Genomic DNA, 19367 nt, shown 5'->3' on the forward strand with positions numbered 1-19367 from the left:
AGACCACCACAGAGCCCTCCAACAGCTGATCAGACAAGATCAACTTGCGGCGGCTTGACACAGGGCAACTCACGCCGTGCCCGGCTGGTGGATGCGACCGCGGCAGGTTCGGGTGCTGAGGATCTGTGCTGCCGCATCCTGTGTGCCGGCATAATTCGCTCCGGCATCTACCACCCTGGCATTCTGCGCCCAAGGTCACAAGGGGGCCACGCTGAGCGATATAGATGAAGGCCGGCACCAACCGGTGCCGGCCTTCACGGTGAAACAGCTCAGATGTGGTCGAATGCCCCCGCCTTTGCTCCGTCAATGAACGCTGTCCACTCGACGCGGTTGAGGATCTGGATCGGCGCGTCAGGCCCCGCCTTGCTGTCGGCCAGGGCGACGTCGCCGGAGCCGTCAGCGGCGCTGGAGACGTACAGGCAGCCTTCGTTCGGCCCCGACGATGGGCTCTTCATCCACTTGCTGAACCGGGCGTTGGTGCGGTTGGTGAACTGGCGCGGGTCGGACATAGAGGTCTCCTCAGATCGTGGTGGCCAGTGAACTGGACACCTCGCGGATAAGCGCCGCACTGTCCGCGTCAGACAGTGCGGCACGAAGCAGCCGCAGGTGCAGCTGCGCATACGCCGTCACCTCGACCGGGTCGGTGACAAGGGAAACGCGGACCGCGGCGTTGTCCACTCCTACGATCGGCGGATCCAGCGGATCGGGGTATGACACATGGGCGAACGGCGCCCGGGGCGCGAACCCATCATCGAGATGGGCGTCGACGGGCACAACGCGGATACTCACGCCGTCGCCGATCAGTGACAGTAGATGTTCGAGCTGCTCCCGCATCACGGGTGCCGGGACCGGATGGCGACGGATCGCCTGTTCCTCCAAGACCAGGGTGTACTCGGTCGACCCTTCGGTAACGACTCGCCGCTGTCGCTCCAGGCGACCGGCGACGATCGGCTCCGGATCGGCGGCCGGGTTATCTCCCGCCACCGCCAGGATGCGATGGCGCGCGTACGCCGCCGTCTGCACGACGCCAGGCAAGAGTAAGCCCGCGTAGTCCCAAACCGAGGCGGCTCCCGCCTCGATGAGCGCCGAGATGCGCTGCCCGTCGCCCATTCGGGAGTACGGTGCGGCGTCCCACCAGCGGGCGGCTGAGGCGTCCTCGGTGTAGCTCTCGATGGCGGCCCACTCTTGGCTGTTGCGCGGCACTTCCAGCGCGTCGAGGAGCCGGCGGACGGACAGGAGGTTCGCGCGGCGCAGGTCGTTGACAGGGTTCTCGATGCGGCTGATCACTGACGCGCTGATGCCGGACTTGCGACTGAGTTCGGCGTGGTTGTAGCCGTGGCTGGTGCGTAGGTCGTGCAGGGCTGCGGCGAGCCTTCGCATCTTGGCCAGCGGGTTGGGGGTCACCCTGCCTCCTTGCCGGGTCGAATCATGCCGGTCGGCATCGAGGGTACTCACCCCTGGCCGGCTGGCGCAGTGACCGGTGTCGGTGCGTCCCGATACCCTGGGGTGCCCCTCGACGCGGGTCGGAGGCGGCGGCACTACCCAGAGAACCCAGTCGCGTCAACTGGGCTCTCTGGGCGTACCGGGGGCCCCGGGGCCCCCGGGTCCGGGGAACCTCGACCCGGTTGCGTACGTACCGTGCGGACGTGCTCGATCCCCACAGTGGTCGGCCTGCCTACCTGCAAATCGCCGATATCCTGCGTGGTCAGATCGCTTCCCGCGACCTACGCCCGGGTGCCATGCTGCCGTCGATACGGACGCTGGAGGGTGAGTACGGCGTCGGCCGGGAGACGATCCGCCGAACTCTCGCAACGCTGCGCCTGGATGGCCTGGTGGTCACCGAGCCCGGCTACGGCACACGGGTCGTCGATGAGCAGCCTCGCGAGGTGGTGGCGGTGCCGCGCGGCGCTCGGGTGCGGTCGCGGATGCCGACGGAGGCGGAGCGGGCCCGGTTGGGTATCGAGCCAGGGGCAGTGGTGTCGGTGCTCGTGGTCACGCTTGGCGGTCGGCTACGGGGCGTATATCCGGCTGATCGGACCGAGCTCAGCACGTCATGATCGGCGATCTTGTTTTTTAGAACATGCGTTCGGTCGGGATTTGCGGAGTTGGCCCCACTCGCCTCACTCATCGCATTTCGCAAATGACGCAGCGTGAATGACTGCAAACCTGTACGACTCTCCAGCTGCGGGTCCTCTTTGGATGAACGGGGTACTGCGCAAGATCGTCTGCTGCGCAACCATGGGCCGGTCCGATTGGGGAGCCTCCCGCTGCGGTCTCGTTGCCGCTGGCCGGACGGCTTCACGGGGAAAGGTCATCGAATGTCAACTACACGCATTCACGTGGCGGCAGCGGCCGCAGCGGCCGGTGCTGTTGGCTCGCTCGCTGTGGTGGTCTGCACCCAGTGGTACGCCGCGCCCGTCGTCGACCAGGCGCACGCGCTCGCTCAGATCGGCACGATCGTGTGCGGCGCTGGGACGGTGATCCTCCTAGCGGTCGGCGGGGCGGTGCGCCGTGTGGGCGAAGTCGGGTCGGAGCTGCGGGCGCAGCGACGGCAGCTCACGGAGACCGCTGGGGTCGCGGGCCGTTTGACGATCGCGATGGAGGCGATGGTGGCCGAGCGGGCGCAGCTGATTGAGTGGTCCCGAGAGCAGGGGCGGCGAGACGAGGCGGAGCTCGCGATGGTGCGGGAGAGGCACGTGCGCGATCAGGCGGCGGCTGAGCTCGATCAAGCGCGCCGGGCGGAGTTCGCCCGTGGGGTTGAGGTGGGCATGGCGCAGGGCTACGCGGACGGTCTGACGCGGTGGCGTCAGATGGACGAGGGTCCCAAGCCGACGTACGAAGAGGGGTACGTCGACGGCGTGCGTACCCGCCTCGGCGGGAAGCGGAACGGTGCCTCGGTCGTGCGGCTTGCGCCGTCTGATGGACCGCTGAATGACGCTCGCCCCTACCAGGCCCCTAAAGATCATCAGGGCCGGTCCTGAGACCGGCCCTGACCTGCACCTTTGGGGTGTTGCTTCGAGCGGAGGATACGAGATTCGAACTCGTGAGGGTGTAAACCCAACACGCTTTCCAAGCGTGCGCCCTAGGCCTCTAGGCGAATCCTCCGCGAGCCAGGATACAGGCCGCCGCCGGCCGGGACACCCCACCACCCCCTGAAGATCGACGGGCCGTCGGGTAGGGTTGGCGTCACCTCCCGTGCGGCGGTATCTCGTGAACCTCCCCAGGGCCGGAAGGCAGCAAGGATAAGCGAGCTCTGCCGGGTGCACGGGAGGCCTTTTTGTCTCCGGGGCCTTGAGCCACTCCAGGTCGCCGATGTGGGGCTGTTCTGGGCTGTGGATACCGCCACGTCGCCGAGGTGGAGTCGATCAAGCGCGGCAACCCGGGGTAACCCAAGCTGCCCGGCGGGGTGGGTGGTCACCCGCGCCCGACCGGCGCAGAATGGCTCGGTCGAGAGGAGGCGGGACGAGTGACGCTGGCGCTCTACCGCAAGTACCGGCCACGTACCTTCGCCGAGGTCATCGGGCAGGAGCACGTCACCGAGCCGTTGTCGCAGGCGCTGCGCAGCGGCCGGCTCAACCACGCCTACCTCTTCTCCGGCCCCCGTGGCTGCGGCAAGACCTCCAGCGCCCGGATCCTGGCCCGCTCGCTCAACTGCGAGCAGGGCCCCACCCCGGAGCCGTGCGGCAAGTGTGAGTCGTGCCGCTCACTGGCCACCGACGGCGCCGGCTCGATCGACGTGATCGAGATCGACGCGGCCAGCCACGGTGGTGTCGACGACGCCCGTGAGCTGCGCGAGCGCGCGTTCTTCGCGCCAGCCAGCAGCCGCTTCAAGATCTACGTGATCGACGAGGCGCACATGGTCTCGACCCAGGGCTTCAACGCCCTGCTCAAGCTCGTCGAGGAGCCGCCGGAGTACGTCAAGTTCATCTTCGCCACCACGGAGCCGGAGAAGGTCCTCGGCACGATCCGCTCGCGGACCCACCACTATCCGTTCCGGCTCATCCCGCCGAAGGTGCTGCGCCCGTACCTCGAACAGCTCACCCAGGCCGAGGGCGTCACCGTCGAGCCGGCGGTCTTTCCGCTGGTGGTGCGCGCCGGTGGCGGCAGCGCCCGGGACAGCCTCTCGGTGCTCGACCAGCTCATCGCCGGCGCAGGTCCGGAGGGCGTCAGCTACGCCCGCGCGGCAGCGCTGCTCGGCGTCACCGACGCCGCACTGATCGACGAGATGTGCGACGCGCTGGCCGCCGGTGACGGCGCCGCCGCGTACGCCACCGTCGACCGGGTCGCCGAGGCCGGGCACGACCCGCGCCGGTTCGCCTCCGACCTGCTGGAACGGTTGCGCGACCTCATCGTCATCCAGCAGGTACCGGACGCCGCCGCGAAGGGCCTCATCGACGGCCCGGCCGACCAGATCGAGCGGATGGCCGCCCAGGCCGCGCAGCTCGGCCAGGGCACGCTCTCCCGCTGCGCCGACATCGTCCACGACGGCCTGGTGGAGATGCGCGGCACCACCGCGCCCCGCCTGCTGCTGGAGCTGATCTGCGCCCGCATGTTGCTCCCCGGCGTGGACGACTCCACCGGTGGCCTGCTCCAGCGCCTCGAACGGATGGAACGCCGGCTCACCCTGGCCGGCACCGACGCGCCGCCGGCCGCCGCCTCCGCGCCAGCGACGACCCCAGGGGTACGCCCACAGCACGCCCCTCCGGTCCCGGCTGCCGCAAGCCCCGCACCCGCCGACGCCCCGACCTCCGCACCGCCGTGGGATGTCGACCCGACGGCATCCCCGGCCCCGCGGACCACCGGTTCCGCCGCCTCGGCCGCTGCCGTCCCTGGTGCCGCCGGCGCTGCCGGCTCGGCCGCTGCCGCTGGCGTTGCTGGCTCGGCCGCTGCCGCCGGCGCTGCCGGCTCGGCCGCTGCCGCTGGCGTTGCTGGCTCGGCCGCCACCGACGCGGGCATCCGAGGCTCGCACGCGCCCTTGGGTGCGGACTCACCGATTCCGGTGTCGCCCGGCGCGTCGGCCGCTGCCCCGACGTCCGCAGCGGCGGCCGTCTCGCCCGCCGGACCGGGCACCGGCTCGCCGACCCTGCGTCGGGTGGTGCCGCCGTCGGCCGTGCTGCCCGACCCGGCGACCCCCGCGCCACCCCGCCCGGATGCGCCGGCCCCTGCGCTGGACGCGGTCGCCGTACGCCGGGTCTGGCCCGACGTGGTCGGCAAGGTCAACCGGACCAACAAGCGGATCGCCGCCCTGATGCGCGACGCGGTGGTCCGCGAACTCGACGGCGACATGCTGGTGTTGACCGTGAAGTCCTCCGTGCTGGCCAAGATGATGGCCGATCACGCGGCGGTGCTCACCGACGCGCTCTACGAGGAGTTGGGCGGACGCTGGCAGATCCGCTGCGAGGTGGCTGGCGAGCGGGGCGGCACGTCTCTGTCCGGCCCACCGCGCTCGCAGCCCACCGCACCGGCCCGACCCGCCGCGCCGCCGCCTGCGACCCCGACTGCCGCCGCCCCGACGAGCGCGCCGCCAGCCGCAACCAGCTCGAACGTGCCTGGTTCGTACGTGCCTGGTTCGAACGTGCCTGGTTCGAACGTGCCTGGTTCGTACGTGCCTGGTTCGTACGTGCCTGGTTCGTACGTGCCTGGTTCGAACGTGCCTGGTTCGTACGTGCCTGGTTCGAACGTGCCTGGTTCGAACGTGCCTGGTTCGAACGCGGCGCTTGGCTCGAATCCCGCGTCACGCTCGAACGCCGCGCCCGGCTCGGATCCGGCAGGCTTCAGCGCAGAACCAGGCTCGAACGCCGTGCCTGGCTCGAACGCAGCCGGGCCGGGGAGTGCTGCGTCCAACGCCTCGACCGCTGCTGCCGGTCCGACGAACGCGCTGTCCACCGCGGTGAACCCGACCGGCGCTGCCGGGTCGGCCTCGCGGGGCGGTGTCGGCGCGGGGTCCGGTGGTCCCGGAGCTGGTGGGCAGGGTGCAGCGTCGCCCGCCCCGGCGGCGGACGACGACGGCGACTGGCCGGAGGCGGCCCGCCCCGGCGGTGCCGCCCCCGCCCCCGAGGCTACGGACGACGAGGACTGGCCGGAGGCCGCCCGCCCCGGCGGCGCGTCGGCGGGAAATGAGTCGAGCTCCCCCTCCGTGCTGGCGTCGACCGGCGCGAACGGTAGCGGCACCAACGGCGCTGGCACGAACGGCAGCGTCGCGAACGGCAGCGTCGCGAACGGCGCTGGCACGAACGGCAGCGTCGCGAACGGCAGCGTCGCGAACGGCAGCGTCGCGAACGACGGTGGCAGCACCAACGGCGCTGGGACGAACGGCACCGGGCCAGGCGGTTCGGGCGGTCCCGGGGCGGCGGCCGGTGGCGGTAAGCCGGGCGGACGGGGTAACTCGACACCGGCGGCCCGGCAGCCGGCGCCAGCCGGTGGCGCCCCGGTGAGCAGCGCCATCGCCGCGGCTCGCGCGGCGGCGGCGGGGCGCGGTGCGCGTACCGGAGCGGCAGCCCGGCCCGTCGCGGACGCCGAATGGGCCGGCGAGCCGCCCTACGACCCGGACTTCGACGGCCCGGCGCGGGCCGGCCGGCCCGGCGGTGCGGCACCGGCCCCGGCACCGGCCTTCGAGGGGTTCGACCCGGGCGACGAGCCGCTGGACGAGATCATCGATGAGAAGACCGCCCGGGAGTCAAGTGAGGAGCAGGCGGTACGCCTACTCCGCGAGACCTTCGGCGCCGAGAAGATCAACGAGATCGACGCCCGCTAGCCCACCCTCCACCCCCGGCGATCTTGCAGCTTCGGTCGCCTTCCTGCGTGGACTGCCCCTTATGTGGGCGCAGAAGTGCAAGATCGCGCGGTTGGGGGTTTCGGCAAGGAGGACTCCGAGGCAGCAGGCCCAGAGGGGGAAGGGCAGCACGGCTACTCGTTCCATGCCGCCCACCCCGATGCCGGTGCCCTGCTGGGCGACGAACAGCACGGTGCCGACCAGCGCCGTGAGCCCGGCGGCGAGGGAGAGCCGTCGCCACCGGCCGAGCACCGTGGAGTTCGCCACCCCGACCGAGAAGCTGCCAGGTCAGCAGCAGCCCGGTGGCGAGCAGGACGGCGGTGGTCAGCATCGCGGCGTTCATCAGCGGATGCCAGGGCGAGCAGCCGAGACGGGCCGGGTGGTGTCCCAGGTCCCGCAGTGGACGTTGCCGAAGTCGCTGATGTTGTGGGCGGCCCAGCTGTAGGTCGGCTCGCGCCAGCGCAGCCCGGTGATCAGGCTGGCCACCAGGAACACCGGTGCGGCCACCGCCCAGCACAGCGCGGCGACGCGGCCACTGCGGGTGAGGTTCATGCCGTCGAGCAGGCCAGTACGGGGGTGCCCGGCGCACTACGGGCAGACGGCCGGTTCGGGGTAGTGGTAGCCGTACCCCGCAGGCGATTCGATGGGGTGGACGGTCTTTCGGGGCGCTGTCAGGATGTGCGCCGTGAAGATCACCTCGACTGCGGAGGAAGCCGCCGACGGCAGCCGGTTCGGCCGTGACCACGCGAAGGCGGCGGTGCTGGCGATCGCCGGCCTGATCCTGCTGATCTCGGCGCGGTCGATGCCGTGGGTGACGGTGCGTCGCAGCGATTTCGCCGTGGACCGGCTGTTCGGCCGAGCGCCCTCGACCGAGGCGCGGACGTTCGGGCTGACCGACCTCGCGGGCTACTGGCAACCGCTGTACGTCGGGTGGGCGCTGCTGCTGCTGATGCTGCTGGTGGCGGCGTGGGTACGCCCGCAGTGGCGGTTCGGTGTGCGGTTGGCCGCGATCCTGCTCGGTGTGGTGCTGGGAGTCGGCACCCTCCTACCGGCCACGGCCGCCATCGACGTCAGCGGGTTCCCGTTGAAGGACGGTCCCAGCGCGGACCTCCTTGGTGGTGTCTGGTCCGCCTTGTTCGGGGTGCTGCTGCTGGTACGTGCCGTCACAGCCCTGCCGGAGCCGTCGACGCCGACCGCACCGGAGGCCGCCCCCGTCGTACCCGTGGATGAGTCTGCCGCGACGGACCCGCCGGTTGCGGCGGATTCGACGCCCTTCGTCTGGCAGGGTTCACGCCGGAACGCCCGTCCGGAGGCGCCCTGGTGGCGGCGACCCGCACCGATCGCTGGCGTGGTGGCGGTCCTCGGCGTGGCAGTCCTCCTCATCACGGTCAGCTGGCGGGCGATCGACTCGGTCGACGACCAGACCCCCGATCTTGGTGCGCTGGTGGTGGCGGCTCCCGCCGGTTGGGCCTCTGCCGCGCCGGCCGTGGCGGACGGTCAAATCGACCTGGGTCGGGCTCTGCCGCTCTCCGAGGCGCGAGCGAACCTGCTCGCCGAACAGGCGGGTGGCGACGTGATCCACACGGCTGCCACGGCCTGGACCCGCCCAGACGCCACCCTCGTGTCGATCACCCTGCTCCAGTTCGGTTCGGCGGGGTCGGCGGAGCAGTTCCAGCGTTCCTACAGCGACCTGCGGGAGGCGACCCCCGGCGAGGTGACGCCGCTCGCCGAGGTGCCGGGGTCAGCGGTCTTCGTGGATGCCGAACGGACCGGGGTCTGGGCCGTCGCCGGCCGGGACGAGGTCGTCCTGATCGTCAGCGCGGTCGGCGGCCCGCCGGGAACCGTGCCGGTCGTCGAGTCCCTGGTCCGCGAGCAGTACGACCGGCTCTGAGCCCCGGCGTCCCCGGCCGGCGAAGGAGCTCCGAAGGCCCGGCGTGGGTGGACGCACCGGGCACGGCGGCGTCGGTCCCAGCGGTTAGGCTGGTCGGCGGCCGAGCAGACGAGTGCGAGAAGGAGCCATCCGTGCGCCCAGGTGGACAGCCGAACATGCAGCAGATGCTGAAGCAGGCGCAGAAGATGCAGCAGCAGATCGCCGCCGCCCAGGCCGAGTTGGCCGAGGCCGAGCTGACCGGCACGGCCGGCGGAGGGCTGGTCACCGCGACCGTCTCGGGCGCCGGCGAGCTGAAGGCCATCAAGATCGACCCGAAGGCCGTCGACCCGGACGACGTGGAGACGCTGGAGGACCTGGTGGTGGCGGCTGTGCACAACGCCGCCGAGGCGGCGCGTGAGTTGACCGAGCGCAAGATGGGCCCGGTCGCCGGCGGCATGGGCGGCCTCGGCCTGCCCGGTTTCTGAGCCGGCAGATGTACGAAGGCGCCATCCAGGATCTGATCGACGAGCTGGGGCGACTGCCGGGCGTAGGCCCGAAGAGCGCCCAGCGGATCGCGTTCCACGTCCTCTCGGCCGATCCGGCCGACGTCAACCGGCTGGCCGGCGCGCTGCGCAAGGTCAAGGAGCTGGTGCGCTTCTGCACGACCTGTTACAACGTGGCGGAGTCCGAGCAGTGCCGGATCTGCCGCGACCCGCGCCGCACCGACGAGGTGCTGTGCGTGGTGGAGGAGCCCAAGGACGTGGTGGCCGTCGAGCGGACCGGTGAGTTCCGGGGTCGCTACCACGTGCTCGGCGGCGCGATCAATCCGCTGGAAGGGATCGGCCCGGACAATCTGCGTATCCGGGAGCTGATGACCCGGTTGAGCGGCGGTGCGGTGCGGGAGCTGATCCTCGCCACCGACCCCAACACCGAGGGCGAGGCGACCGCCACCTACCTGGCGCTGATGGTGAAGCCGATGGGGATCGCGGTGACCCGGCTGGCCAGCGGCCTACCGGTCGGCGGCGACCTCGAGTACGCCGACGAGATCACCCTGGGCAGGGCCTTCGAGGGCCGCCGGGCTGTCTGACCCCCCACAGATCGCCACCGGTGGGCTACAACTGAGTGGGTCCGCGCTACGAGCGCGGGCCCACTGGCGTACCTGGGGAGGTGGCGTGTGGCGACGCGACGTTCGGACGGGCGGTCCTGGACCCCGGCGGTCCTGGTGGCCGTGCTGGCGCTGGCCTTCGGTGGCGTCCTCGTGGCGATCGAGGTGGCAAGCCGGCGAGCGGCCGCGGACACCAGCGCCCAGGAGGCCGAGGCCGAAGTCGCGGTGACGCGGAACTCCCGGGCGTTCGGCGCGGGGGTGGTCGCCACCGGCGATCCGACGCCGACCGACGAACGGTTGGCGGCGGTCGCGGAGGGCGCCCAGGTCGAGGTGCGGGAGGTCCGCCGGGCGCCTGACCTGGTGGTGACCGTGTACGGTTCCGCCCCTTACGGCGTGGTGTTCGGGGTGAGTCACGTGAACGCCTGTCACCGCGTGACCTTCCACGACTTGGGCACGGCCCGGGCAGGTTCGGATGTCGAGCGGCTGGAGGCCTGCCCACCGCCCGCGCCCTGATCGACTGCTCTGGATACTGTCCGTGGCCTGCGACATCCGGTGGCCGGCGGTGGTCTCGTCGCGCCCCAGAGCAACACGGTCTATGTGTCGCTTGATGTGTTCGTCGTGCCGTCGACTGTCAGACGACTGCGCAAGGTGTCGGCTTGGTAGCGATTGCCTGACGGCCGTTCCGCTTCCGGTATTACATGTCATAGCCTCCCGCACACGGACCGAGCCACAGCTCGGCGTGGTCATGCGCATGACAGAGGTGAGAGATGCAGGCGAGAAGGCTTAAAACGGCCGTGGCCATCGCGGCCGTTGCCGCTCTGGCGGTCGGCGCGGCCGGCTGCGCGAAGAGCGAGCGCGACGGCGACAGTGGCGAGGCCAAGACTGGCGGCACCTTCATCTTCGCGGGTGCCGGTGACCCGAAGAACTTCGATCCGATCTTCAACGATGACGGTGAGTCGTTCCGGCCGGTCCGGCAGATGTTCGACACTCTGGTGAGCCACAAGCCGGGCACCGCCGAGTTGCAGGGCGGCCTGGCCGAGAGCTGGGAGCACGACCCCGCGGGTAAGGTCTGGACGTTCAAGCTGCGGCAGGGCGTGAAGTTCCACGACGGCACCCCCTTCAACGCGGCCGCGGTCTGCTACAACTTCGACCGCTGGTACAACATGAAGGGCGCCGCCGCCCAGTCCCAGATGATCTACTACATGGACACCTTCGGCGGATTCGCGAAGAACGAGGCCGAGGGCGCCGGCGAGTCGATCTACAACAAGTGCGAGGCCAAGGGCGACGGAACCGCCGTCCTGACCCTCAACAAGTACAAGGGTGCCTTCCCCGGCGCCTTCGCGCTGACCTCGCTGTCGATCGCGAGCCCCGAGGCGCTCAAGAAGTACGACGCCGACACGGTCACGCAGAACGGTGACTCGTTCTCGTACAGTGCGTTCGCCAACGAGCACCCGGTCGGCACCGGCCCGTTCACCTTCGGTGGCTGGGACAAGGCCAAGAACGAGATCACCCTGAACCGGAACCCGGACTACTTTGGCGACAAGGCCAAGGTGGACAAGATGATCATCAAGGTCATCAAGGACGAGAGCACCCGCAAGCAGGAGCTCCGTGCCGGCACCGTGCAGGGCATCGACTTCCCGGCGCCGGCCGACCGCAAGGCGCTCGAGGGTGAGGGCTTCCAGGTCATCAACCGTCCGGCCTTCAACATCCTGTACCTCGGCATCAACCAGAAGAACCCGAAGCTCAAGGACCTGCGGGTGCGGCAGGCGATCGCCTACGCGCTCAACCGTCAGCAGCTCGTGCAGACCAAGGGCCCGGGTGGCGCGAAGGTCGCCGACGAGTTCATGCCGGACACCGTGCTGGGCTACGCCCCGGACGTGCAGAAGTACGAGTACAACCCGGACAAGGCCAAGCAGCTCCTCAAGGAGGCCGGCGCCGAGGGTCTGACGCTCAACTTCTACTACCCGCCGGACGTCTCCCGGCCGTACATGCCGAACCCGCAGGAGATCTTCACCGTCCTCGCCAACGACCTCCAGGCCGTGGGCATCAAGGTCAACGGTGTGCCTCGCCCGTGGAACGGTGGCTTCAAGGACGACGTGCAGCAGTTCGGCAAGCAGGACCTGCACATCCTCGGCTGGACCGGTGACTACAACGACCCGGGCAACTTCGTCGGCACGTTCTTCGGCCGGGGCAAGGTCGAGTTCGGCGACCAGTCGATGAACGAGATGTTCGACGCGATCGCCAAGGCCGACGGCACCGTCGACGACGCCGCCAAGAAGGCCGCCTGGGAGCAGGTCAACCGGGACATCGCCGCCAAGTGGCTGCCGGCCGTGCCGGTCTGGCACGCGCCGCCGGCGATCGTCGTCACCAAGGATGTCAAGGGCCTGGTGGCCAGCCCGCTGACCGACGAGCGATTCAACACGGTCAGCGTCGGCAAGTGACGTCCGTCGGCTGACGCCGTAGGCGTGATCGGCCCGGGTCCGGGGCTCCTCCCCGGCCCGGGCCGATCCGCGGTTCATCGAGAGTCTGGTGTGTGAGAGATGTTGCGAGTCATAGTCCGCCGCCTGCTGCAGTTGGTGGTGACCCTCATAGCCCTGTCGGCGCTGATCTTCATCTGGCTGCGGAATCTGCCCGGCGGTCCCGTCGAGGCGCTGCTCGGTGAGCGGGCCACGCCCGAGCGCCGTGCCCTGCTGACCAAGGCGCTCGGCTACGACCAGCCGATCCTGGTGCAGTACGGCAAGTTCATGCAGCGAGTCCTCACCGGCGACTTTGGCAACTCGATCCGTACCGGTGACCCGGTCACCGAGGTCATCAGCCGTGCCTTCCCGGCCACCGTCGAGCTGGCCATCGCCGCGATGATCATCGCCGTCGGGCTCGGGGTGCCGCTGGGGTATCTCGCCGCGCGCTGGCGAGGGCGCTGGCCGGACAACCTCACCATCGCCGGCACCCTGCTCGGCATTTCGATTCCGATCTTCTTCCTGGGTTACCTGCTCAAGGACGTCTTCACGCAGAACATCCATTGGTTCCCGCCGTCCGGACGGCTCACCACCGGCCTGGACAACACGAACGTCACCGGATTCTTCGTCCTCGACGGCCTGCTGACCCGGGAGTTCGACGCCAGCGCCGACGCGCTGTGGCACCTGATCCTTCCGGCGATCACGCTCGCCACCATCCCGCTGGCCGTGATCGTGCGGATCACCCGGGCCAGCGTGCTCGACGTTCTCAACGAGGACTACGTGCGGACCGCCGAGGCGAAGGGCCTGCGGCACCGCACCATCCGGGGTAGGCACATCCTGCGCAACGCGCTGCTGCCGGTGGTCACCACCATCGGTCTGCAGACCGGCGCGCTGCTCTCCGGCGCGGTGCTCACCGAGAAGGTCTACAACTGGGGCGGCCTCGGGACCCTGATCACGGACTCGATCAGCGGCGGCCGGGACTACCCGGTGCTCCAGGCGATCATCCTGCTCGCCGCGCTGGTCTTCGTGGTGGTCAACCTGCTGGTCGACCTCTCCTACGCCTTCATCGACCCGAGGGTGCGTGTGCGATGAGTGACCCGATCACCCAGCCCGGAGCGCCGGCGCCCCGCAGTGGAGAAGACAAGCCCCGAACCGGGATGAGCGAGCGCAGCATCGGCGTACTCGGCGACCGCAAGAAGGCGCGGCTGGACGGGCTGGCCCGTGCGAGCGCGTCCGACCGGGGTGGCGTCAGCCTCGTGAGGGACGCCGCGCGCCGGCTGCGACGTAACCCGGTCGCCATCGTCGGGGCCAGCATCGTCGGACTGTTCGTCCTGGTGGCGATCTTCGCTCCGCTGATCGCGCCACACGACCCGGTGCAGCGTTTCGACGAGCTGACCAAGAACCTCACCGTGGACAGCATCCCGGGCGCCAGCGGAGATTTCCCACTCGGCTCCGACCCGCTCGGCCGGGACTTCCTGTCCCGAATGATCTACGGGGCCCGGCAGACGCTCTTCGTCGGCGTACTCGCCACCCTCATCGGCCTCGCGCTCGGTGTGCTGATCGGCGCGATCGCCGGTGCCTTCGGCGGCTGGATCGACGTGGTCCTCATGCGCCTCACCGACGTGATGCTGGCCCTGCCGAGCCTGCTGCTGGCGATCACCCTGGTCGCGATGGCGAGCCGGTCGAGCCAGTGGACCGTCATCTTCGCGGTGGCGATCGTGAGCGTGCCGATCTTCGCCCGATTGCTGCGCGGCTCGATGCTGGCCCAGCGGGAGAGCGACCACGTGCTCGCCGCCCGCGCGCTCGGCGTCAAGGAGCGCAACATCGTGCTGCGGCACATGCTGCCCAACTCGCTGACCGCGGTGATCGTGCAGGCCACCCTGACCTTCGCGGTGGCCATCCTGGACGCGGCGGCGCTCTCCTTCCTGGGCCTCGGCGACCCGGACATCAACCGGGCCGAGTGGGGCCTGATGCTGGGCGTGGACGGTCAGCGGTACTTCGAGGTCCGCCCCGAGCTGGCGTACTACCCGGCGCTCGCGATCATCGTGGTCGCGCTCGGCTTCACCCTGCTGGGTGAGGCCATGCGTGAGGCGATCGACCCGAAGAACCGGCGGTGACCGCCGTGCGCGCATCGCGAGCGATGAACCACAGCAGTGAGGAAGTGACCCGATGAGCCTGCTCGACGTCCGCGACCTGAGCGTCGTGTTTCAGCGGCGGGGCGAGCGACCCTTCACCGCCGTCGACAAGGTCAGCTTCACGGTGGAGCCCGGTCAGACCGTCGGCCTGGTCGGCGAATCCGGCTGCGGCAAGAGCGTGACCAGCCTCGCCATCATGGGCCTGCTGCCCAAGCGGGGCAACAAGGTCACCGGCGAGGTGCTGTTCGAGGGCACCGACCTGCTGAAGCTACGACCGGACGACATGCGTGACCGGCGCGGCCGGGAGATCAGCATGATTTTCCAGGACCCACTATCGTCGTTGAACCCGGTCATCCCGATCGGTGTGCAGGTGGCCGAGGTGCTGGAACGCCACCAGGGCCGGGACCGCAAGCAGGCGCTGCGGGAGGCTCGGGACCTGCTCGACGCGGTCGGCATTCCCGACCCGCAGCGGCGGCTCAGCGAGTACCCGCACCAGATCTCCGGCGGCATGCGCCAGCGCGCCCTGATCGCCATCGCGCTGGCCTGCAAGCCTCGGCTGCTGATCGCCGACGAGCCGACCACCGCGCTCGACGTGACCATCCAGGCGCAGATCCTGACCCTGCTCAAGCAGTTGGTCGACGATACCGGCACCGCACTTGTCATGATCACGCACGACCTGGGCGTGGTGGCCGGGCTCTGCGACACGGTCAACGTGCTCTACGGCGGCAAGGTGGTCGAGCGGGCGCGGCGGCACGAGCTGTTCGCGCACGCCCGGCACCCGTACACCCACGGGCTGCTCAACTCGGTGCCGCGACTGGACTCGCCGCGCGGTGAGCGGCTGCACGCGATCCGCGGGTCCGTCGCCGACAACATCCCGTGGGCCGAGGGGTGCGCGTTCGCGCCGCGCTGCGACAACGTCGTGGACGCGTGCCTGGAAGGACCCCCGCCGCTCGAACCCACCGCCACCGGCGGCGACCTCCGCTGCAACAACCCCGTCTCCGAGGAGGTGGCGGTCCGATGACCGACGAGACCAGTGCGCTGATCGAGCTGCGCGACGTCAAGGTCCACTTCCCGATCAAGAGTGGTCTGCTCTTCGACCGGACCGTCGGGTACGTCTACGCGGTGGACGGCGTCTCGCTGAGCATCCGCAGGGGCGAGACGTACGGGCTGGTCGGCGAGTCCGGCTGCGGCAAGTCGACGCTGGGCCGGGGGCTGCTGCGGCTCGTCGAGCCCACCGACGGCGAGATCGTCTTCGACGGCACCGACGTGCGCGCGCTCAAGGGCGAGGCGATGCGGCACGCCCGCCGCCGCATGCAGATGATCTTCCAGGACCCGCTCTCCAGCCTCGACCCGCGCCAGTCGGTGGAGTCGCTGCTGGTGGAGGGTCTGAAGGCCCATGGGCTGGCCGGCGACAAGGCCGAGACCAACCGGCGACTGCGCGAGACGCTGGAGGCGGTTGGTCTGCCCGCGTCCGCCCTCAGCAAGTACCCGCACGAGTTCTCCGGCGGTCAGCGCCAGCGGATCGGCATCGCCCGGGCGCTGGTGCTCAACCCGGACCTGATCGTCGCCGACGAGCCGGTTTCCGCGCTCGACGTGTCGATCCAGGCGCAGGTGCTCAACCTGCTGGAGGACCTGCAGAACGAGCGTGGCCTGACGTACCTGATCATCGCGCACGACCTGGCGGTGGTCCGGCACATCGCCGACACGGTGGGCGTGATGTACCTCGGCGGTCTAGTCGAGGAGGCGTCCAGCGACGACCTGTACCGCGAGCCGATGCACCCGTACACCCGGGCGCTGATGTCCGCGGTGCCGGTGCCCGACCCGGTCGTCGAGGACCGCCGAGAGCGGATCCTGCTCGCCGGCGACCTGCCGTCGCCCACCAACCCGCCGTCGGGCTGCCGGTTCCACACCCGGTGCCCCTGGGCCCAGCCGACCCGCTGTGCGAGCGAGCGGCCGGAGCTGCGGGACGTGGTCGGCGGGCACCGGGTGGCCTGCCACTTCGCCGAGGACATCGCCGCCGGTCGGATCCGGCCGCACGAGGTCGAGGTGGAGCTGGTCCGCCCGACCGACGGCACCGGCCCGGTCGACCCGCCGGGCGAGCTGATCGCGACCCCGTGACGCGGTCAGGGGCCGTCCGGCAACGGACGGCCCCTGAGCGGCGTACGGGTCGTCAGCCCTCGGGGCGGTTCAGCAGGGCCACCGCCACGGCGTGCACTGCGTCCAGCCCCGCCGGATCGGGCAGCGCGACCAGCCCACCGGTCACCACGTACCACTCGTCCGCGTCCTTGTACTGCACCCGCAGCGTGACCTTGCCGTCCGCGTACTCGGTGCGCAGGGTCAGCTCACCGGTGACGACGCCGACCTCGTCGGTCATCACCCCGCCGGGACCGGGCACGATGTCGGCGGTCCGGCTCTGCGGGGCACTCGCGCCGGTCGAGTCGGCGACCATGCCGGCCCCCGGCACCGCGGCCGGCGTGTCACCGGTGCCGTCGGCCGTCATCCCGGCGGCGGACGGGGCGCTGTCCGCGTCCGTCTCGGCGTCTGTCGCCGCTTCCTCGCTCATCAACAGCCCTCCAACATGTCGGTCAGGGCGGCCTTCTCGGCACCGGTCACCGTCAGCTTCCAGTAGTGCTTCACCGTCACCCAGTCCTTGGCGTACTGGCACCAGTACGACCGGTTCGCCGGCTTCCACTGGGACGGATCCTGGTCACCCTTTGCCCGATTGGAGGACGCGGAAACCGCGATGAGCTGCGGACGTGTCGTGTCGTTGGCGAAGTCACCGCGCTTGGCGTTGTCCCACTCGTCGGCGCCCGAGCGCCACGCGTTGGCCAACGGCACCGTGTGGTCGATGTCCACGTCGGAGGGATCGGTCGCGCTGCGACCGTCGTACACGCTCTCCCAGCGACCACCGACCACGTTGCAGCCGGAGAGCTTCACGTCCTTGCCGTCGCGTTGCAGGATGCTGTCCCGTACGTCGCAGTTCTTGCCGGTGTCCCGCCAGTGCGGGAAGCGCTCCCGGCTGTAACCCTTCATCGAGCCGGCGTTGGCGACGGTCAGCTGGCCCAGCTGCTCGACGGCGTTACCGCCGCCACCCGGCGCCGGGGTCCCCTCCGGCTCGTCGGGCGGGACGCAACCGGCCATGCCGAGCGCCAGCGCCGCGACGAGCGCGGCCACCGACGCACGCGGTCCTGATCTGGTACGCACAGACGACACCTCTCCAGCTTGCGGGCTCCCGGCGATTGCGCACAGTACCCGGGGATGGTTTCGGCGTTTCGTGGCGTCTCCCACAATCTGCACGGCACATTGTGGGGATGACCATCTCCGTACCGTCGCCCGCACTGCGGATGGGCACCGTCGCCGGCCGAGGAACCCTGCTCGCGGCCGTGCTCGCTTCGGGCATGGTCTTCCTGGACACCACAGTCGTCAACGTGGCACTGCCGAAACTTGGTCAGGATCTCGGAGCCAACGTGGCAGATCTTCAGTGGACCGTCAACGGGTACCTGTTGACGCTTGCGGCGTTCGTCCTGCTCGGCGGGTCCCTCGGAGACCGCTTCGGCCGGCGGCGGGTGTTCCTCATCGGGGTGCTCTGGTTCACCATCGCGTCGGTGCTGTGCGGGCTGGCCCAGGGCACCGGAGCGCTCATCGCGGCCCGCATCGTGCAGGGCGCGGGCGGAGCGCTGCTCACGCCGGGTTCGCTCGCGGTGCTCCAGGCCAGTTTCCACCCCGACGACCGGGGCCGGGCGATCGGCGCGTGGGCCGGACTGTCCGGAGTGTCCACGGCGCTGGGGCCGTTCGTCGGCGGCTGGCTGATCGACGCGCTCTCCTGGCGGTGGATATTCTTCCTCAACCTGCCGATCGCCGTACTGGTCGTGCTGGCGGCGCTGCGCTGGGTGCCGGAGAGCCGCGACGAGAACGCCTCCCGCACCCACGGTCCGGGCCGTACGCGCCGCCGTTTCGACGTGGCCGGGGCGGTGCTCGGCGCACTGGCGCTCGCCGGCGTCACGTACGCCCTGATCGACGCGCCCGCGCGTGGCTTCGCCTCGGCGCCGGTGCTGATCGCGGCCCTTGTCGGTGTGGTGGCCGCGGTGGCCTTCGTGCTGCTGGAACGGCGGCGGGGGGACACCGCGATGCTGCCCACCGGGCTGTTCGGCAGCCGGCTCTTCTCGGTGTTGAACCTCTTCACCGTGGTGGTCTACGCGGCGCTGGGAGGCTTCACCTTCTTCTTCGCCGTGTACCTGCAGAACGTGGTCGAGTGGTCGGCACTCCGCACGGGGATCGCGCTGCTGCCGATGACCCTGCTGCTGTTGGTCGGCTCGGCCCGGGCCGGTGCGCTGTCGGCGCGGATCGGTCCCCGGCTGCCGCTGGCGGTCGGGCCGGTCATGGCCGCCGTCGGTCTGCTGCTGCTGCGCGGCATCGGTCCGGGCGCGTCCTACTGGACCGACGTGCTGCCCGGGGTGCTGCTCTTCGGCCTCGGGCTGACCCTGGTGGTGGCGCCGCTGACGGCGTCAGTGCTCGCGGCGGTGCAGGACCGGTTCTCCGGGGTCGCCAGCGGCTTCAACAACGCCGCGTCCCGGGCCGGAGGTCTGCTCGCGGTGGCCGCGCTACCGCTGCTGGTCGGCCTGTCCGGTGCCGGCTACGAGCAGAAGGCCGAGCTGACGGACGCGTTCCGAGGGGCGCTGGCCTGGTGCGCGGGGCTGCTGCTGCTCGGCGCGGTGCTGGCCCTCGTGCTGGTGCACCGGCCGCCGCGCGCGGCGCCGCCGTCGCGGCCCTGCCACCCGATGCCCGCCGCCACGCCCCCGAAGTAGAACCCACCTTCGGGGGCGTGCCGTCTACGTCTACGTCTGCGTCTGCGTCTGCGTCTGCGTCTGCGTCTGCGTCTGCGTCTGCGTCTGCGTCTGCGTCTGCGTCTGCGTCTGCGTCTGCGTCTGCGTCTGCGTCTGCGTCTGCGTCTGCGTCTGCGTCTGCGTCTGCGTCTGCGTCTGCGTCTGCGTCTGCGTCTGCGTCTGCGTCTGCGTCTGCGTCTGCGTCT

General features: G+C 70.4%; 20 protein-coding genes, 1 tRNA gene and 1 other RNA gene. 14 read left to right on the plus strand and 8 right to left on the minus strand.

Translation table 11 applies throughout. The annotated features are described in order from the left end of the window. Nucleotides 1-269: 269 nt before the first annotated feature. Nucleotides 270-509: a DUF397 domain-containing protein gene (locus tag ACLQ24_RS18105; RefSeq protein WP_425892903.1), complete on the minus strand. Its 240-nt coding sequence runs from the start codon at nucleotides 507-509 to the stop codon at nucleotides 270-272. 10 nt (nucleotides 510-519) lie between these two features. Further along, the gene (locus ACLQ24_RS18110) at nucleotides 520-1404 is read right to left on the minus strand and encodes a helix-turn-helix domain-containing protein (protein ID WP_425892904.1); all 885 of its coding nucleotides are present in this window, start codon (nucleotides 1402-1404) and stop codon (nucleotides 520-522) included. Nucleotides 1405-1646: 242 nt separating this feature from the next. Between ACLQ24_RS18110 and ACLQ24_RS18115 the strand changes: the two genes are divergently transcribed. Both ACLQ24_RS18115 and ACLQ24_RS18120 read left to right on the plus strand, forming a co-directional pair. Next, on the plus strand, nucleotides 1647-2057 hold the full coding sequence (locus tag ACLQ24_RS18115; RefSeq protein ID WP_425892905.1) for a GntR family transcriptional regulator: 411 nt from the start codon (nucleotides 1647-1649) through the stop codon (nucleotides 2055-2057). A gap of 282 nt (nucleotides 2058-2339) precedes the next feature. After that, the gene (locus ACLQ24_RS18120) at nucleotides 2340-2981 is read left to right on the plus strand and encodes a hypothetical protein (protein ID WP_425892906.1); all 642 of its coding nucleotides are present in this window, start codon (nucleotides 2340-2342) and stop codon (nucleotides 2979-2981) included. 39 nt (nucleotides 2982-3020) lie between these two features. On the opposite strand, the gene ACLQ24_RS18125 is transcribed toward ACLQ24_RS18120, so the two are convergent. Next, nucleotides 3021-3105 (minus strand) — tRNA-Ser (locus ACLQ24_RS18125). An 82-nt stretch (nucleotides 3106-3187) separates the two neighbouring features. Here ACLQ24_RS18125 and ffs point away from each other — a divergent pair. Together ffs and ACLQ24_RS18135 are read left to right on the plus strand one after the other, a co-directional pair. Beyond that, nucleotides 3188-3277: signal recognition particle sRNA small type (ffs, locus tag ACLQ24_RS18130), an RNA gene on the plus strand. A 189-nt stretch (nucleotides 3278-3466) separates the two neighbouring features. Beyond that, nucleotides 3467-6754 (plus strand): DNA polymerase III subunit gamma and tau, encoded by a 3288-nt coding sequence (locus tag ACLQ24_RS18135; RefSeq protein WP_425892907.1) that lies wholly within the window; start codon nucleotides 3467-3469, stop codon nucleotides 6752-6754. On the opposite strand, the gene ACLQ24_RS18140 is transcribed toward ACLQ24_RS18135, so the two are convergent. Next, on the minus strand, nucleotides 6701-7039 hold the full coding sequence (locus ACLQ24_RS18140; protein ID WP_425892908.1) for a hypothetical protein: 339 nt from the start codon (nucleotides 7037-7039) through the stop codon (nucleotides 6701-6703). The two genes, ACLQ24_RS18135 and ACLQ24_RS18140, sit on opposite strands and share 54 nt — an antisense overlap. 75 nt (nucleotides 7040-7114) lie before the next feature. Continuing rightward, entirely contained in the window at nucleotides 7115-7324 is a 210-nt protein-coding gene (locus tag ACLQ24_RS18145) for a hypothetical protein (RefSeq protein WP_425892909.1), read from the minus strand. Between the two features lie 133 nt (nucleotides 7325-7457). On the opposite strand from ACLQ24_RS18145, the gene ACLQ24_RS18150 reads away from it, so the two are divergent. From ACLQ24_RS18150 to ACLQ24_RS18190, 9 genes are all read left to right on the plus strand, one after another. Further along, nucleotides 7458-8663 (plus strand): hypothetical protein, encoded by a 1206-nt coding sequence (locus tag ACLQ24_RS18150; protein ID WP_425892910.1) that lies wholly within the window; start codon nucleotides 7458-7460, stop codon nucleotides 8661-8663. A gap of 155 nt (nucleotides 8664-8818) precedes the next feature. Then, nucleotides 8819-9127 carry a YbaB/EbfC family nucleoid-associated protein gene (locus tag ACLQ24_RS18155; protein ID WP_238433593.1) on the plus strand — a complete coding sequence of 103 codons (309 nt, stop codon included), beginning with the start codon at nucleotides 8819-8821 and terminating at the stop codon, nucleotides 9125-9127. 8 nt (nucleotides 9128-9135) lie between these two features. Then, complete coding sequence (recR, locus tag ACLQ24_RS18160; RefSeq protein WP_425892911.1) at nucleotides 9136-9729, plus strand: recombination mediator RecR; 594 nt, start codon at nucleotides 9136-9138, stop codon at nucleotides 9727-9729. 87 nt (nucleotides 9730-9816) lie between these two features. Then, complete coding sequence (locus ACLQ24_RS18165) at nucleotides 9817-10260, plus strand: hypothetical protein (RefSeq protein WP_425892912.1); 444 nt, start codon at nucleotides 9817-9819, stop codon at nucleotides 10258-10260. 254 nt (nucleotides 10261-10514) lie between these two features. Then, nucleotides 10515-12188, plus strand: coding sequence for an ABC transporter substrate-binding protein (locus tag ACLQ24_RS18170; RefSeq protein WP_425892913.1), 1674 nt, complete (start codon nucleotides 10515-10517; stop codon nucleotides 12186-12188). Between the two features lie 99 nt (nucleotides 12189-12287). Further along, nucleotides 12288-13295, plus strand: coding sequence for an ABC transporter permease (locus ACLQ24_RS18175; RefSeq protein ID WP_355052558.1), 1008 nt, complete (start codon nucleotides 12288-12290; stop codon nucleotides 13293-13295). Nucleotides 13296-13360: 65 nt separating this feature from the next. Continuing rightward, nucleotides 13361-14320, plus strand: a complete 960-nt coding sequence (locus tag ACLQ24_RS18180; RefSeq protein WP_425892933.1) for an ABC transporter permease — start codon at nucleotides 13361-13363, stop codon at nucleotides 14318-14320. A 52-nt stretch (nucleotides 14321-14372) separates the two neighbouring features. Beyond that, entirely contained in the window at nucleotides 14373-15359 is a 987-nt protein-coding gene (locus tag ACLQ24_RS18185) for an ABC transporter ATP-binding protein (RefSeq protein WP_396800235.1), read from the plus strand. After that, the gene (locus tag ACLQ24_RS18190; RefSeq protein ID WP_425892914.1) at nucleotides 15356-16456 is read left to right on the plus strand and encodes an ABC transporter ATP-binding protein; all 1101 of its coding nucleotides are present in this window, start codon (nucleotides 15356-15358) and stop codon (nucleotides 16454-16456) included. The genes ACLQ24_RS18185 and ACLQ24_RS18190 overlap by 4 nt, the downstream gene beginning before the upstream one ends. 52 nt (nucleotides 16457-16508) lie before the next feature. Here ACLQ24_RS18190 and ACLQ24_RS18195 read toward each other — a convergent pair whose 3' ends face one another. Together ACLQ24_RS18195 and ACLQ24_RS18200 are read right to left on the minus strand one after the other, a co-directional pair. Beyond that, complete coding sequence (locus tag ACLQ24_RS18195; protein WP_425892916.1) at nucleotides 16509-16901, minus strand: hypothetical protein; 393 nt, start codon at nucleotides 16899-16901, stop codon at nucleotides 16509-16511. Beyond that, nucleotides 16901-17542 (minus strand): HNH endonuclease family protein, encoded by a 642-nt coding sequence (locus ACLQ24_RS18200; protein WP_425892917.1) that lies wholly within the window; start codon nucleotides 17540-17542, stop codon nucleotides 16901-16903. The genes ACLQ24_RS18195 and ACLQ24_RS18200 overlap by 1 nt, the downstream gene beginning before the upstream one ends. A 107-nt stretch (nucleotides 17543-17649) precedes the next feature. On the opposite strand from ACLQ24_RS18200, the gene ACLQ24_RS18205 reads away from it, so the two are divergent. Beyond that, nucleotides 17650-19143, plus strand: coding sequence for an MFS transporter (locus ACLQ24_RS18205; RefSeq protein ID WP_425892918.1), 1494 nt, complete (start codon nucleotides 17650-17652; stop codon nucleotides 19141-19143). Between the two features lie 30 nt (nucleotides 19144-19173). Here ACLQ24_RS18205 and ACLQ24_RS18210 read toward each other — a convergent pair. After that, a partial coding sequence (locus ACLQ24_RS18210; protein WP_425892919.1) for a hypothetical protein occupies nucleotides 19174-19367 on the minus strand: 194 nt, incomplete at its 5' end.

This window comes from Micromonospora sp. DT4, from assembly GCF_049841675.1.
Classification (GTDB): Bacteria; Actinomycetota; Actinomycetes; order Mycobacteriales; family Micromonosporaceae; genus Micromonospora.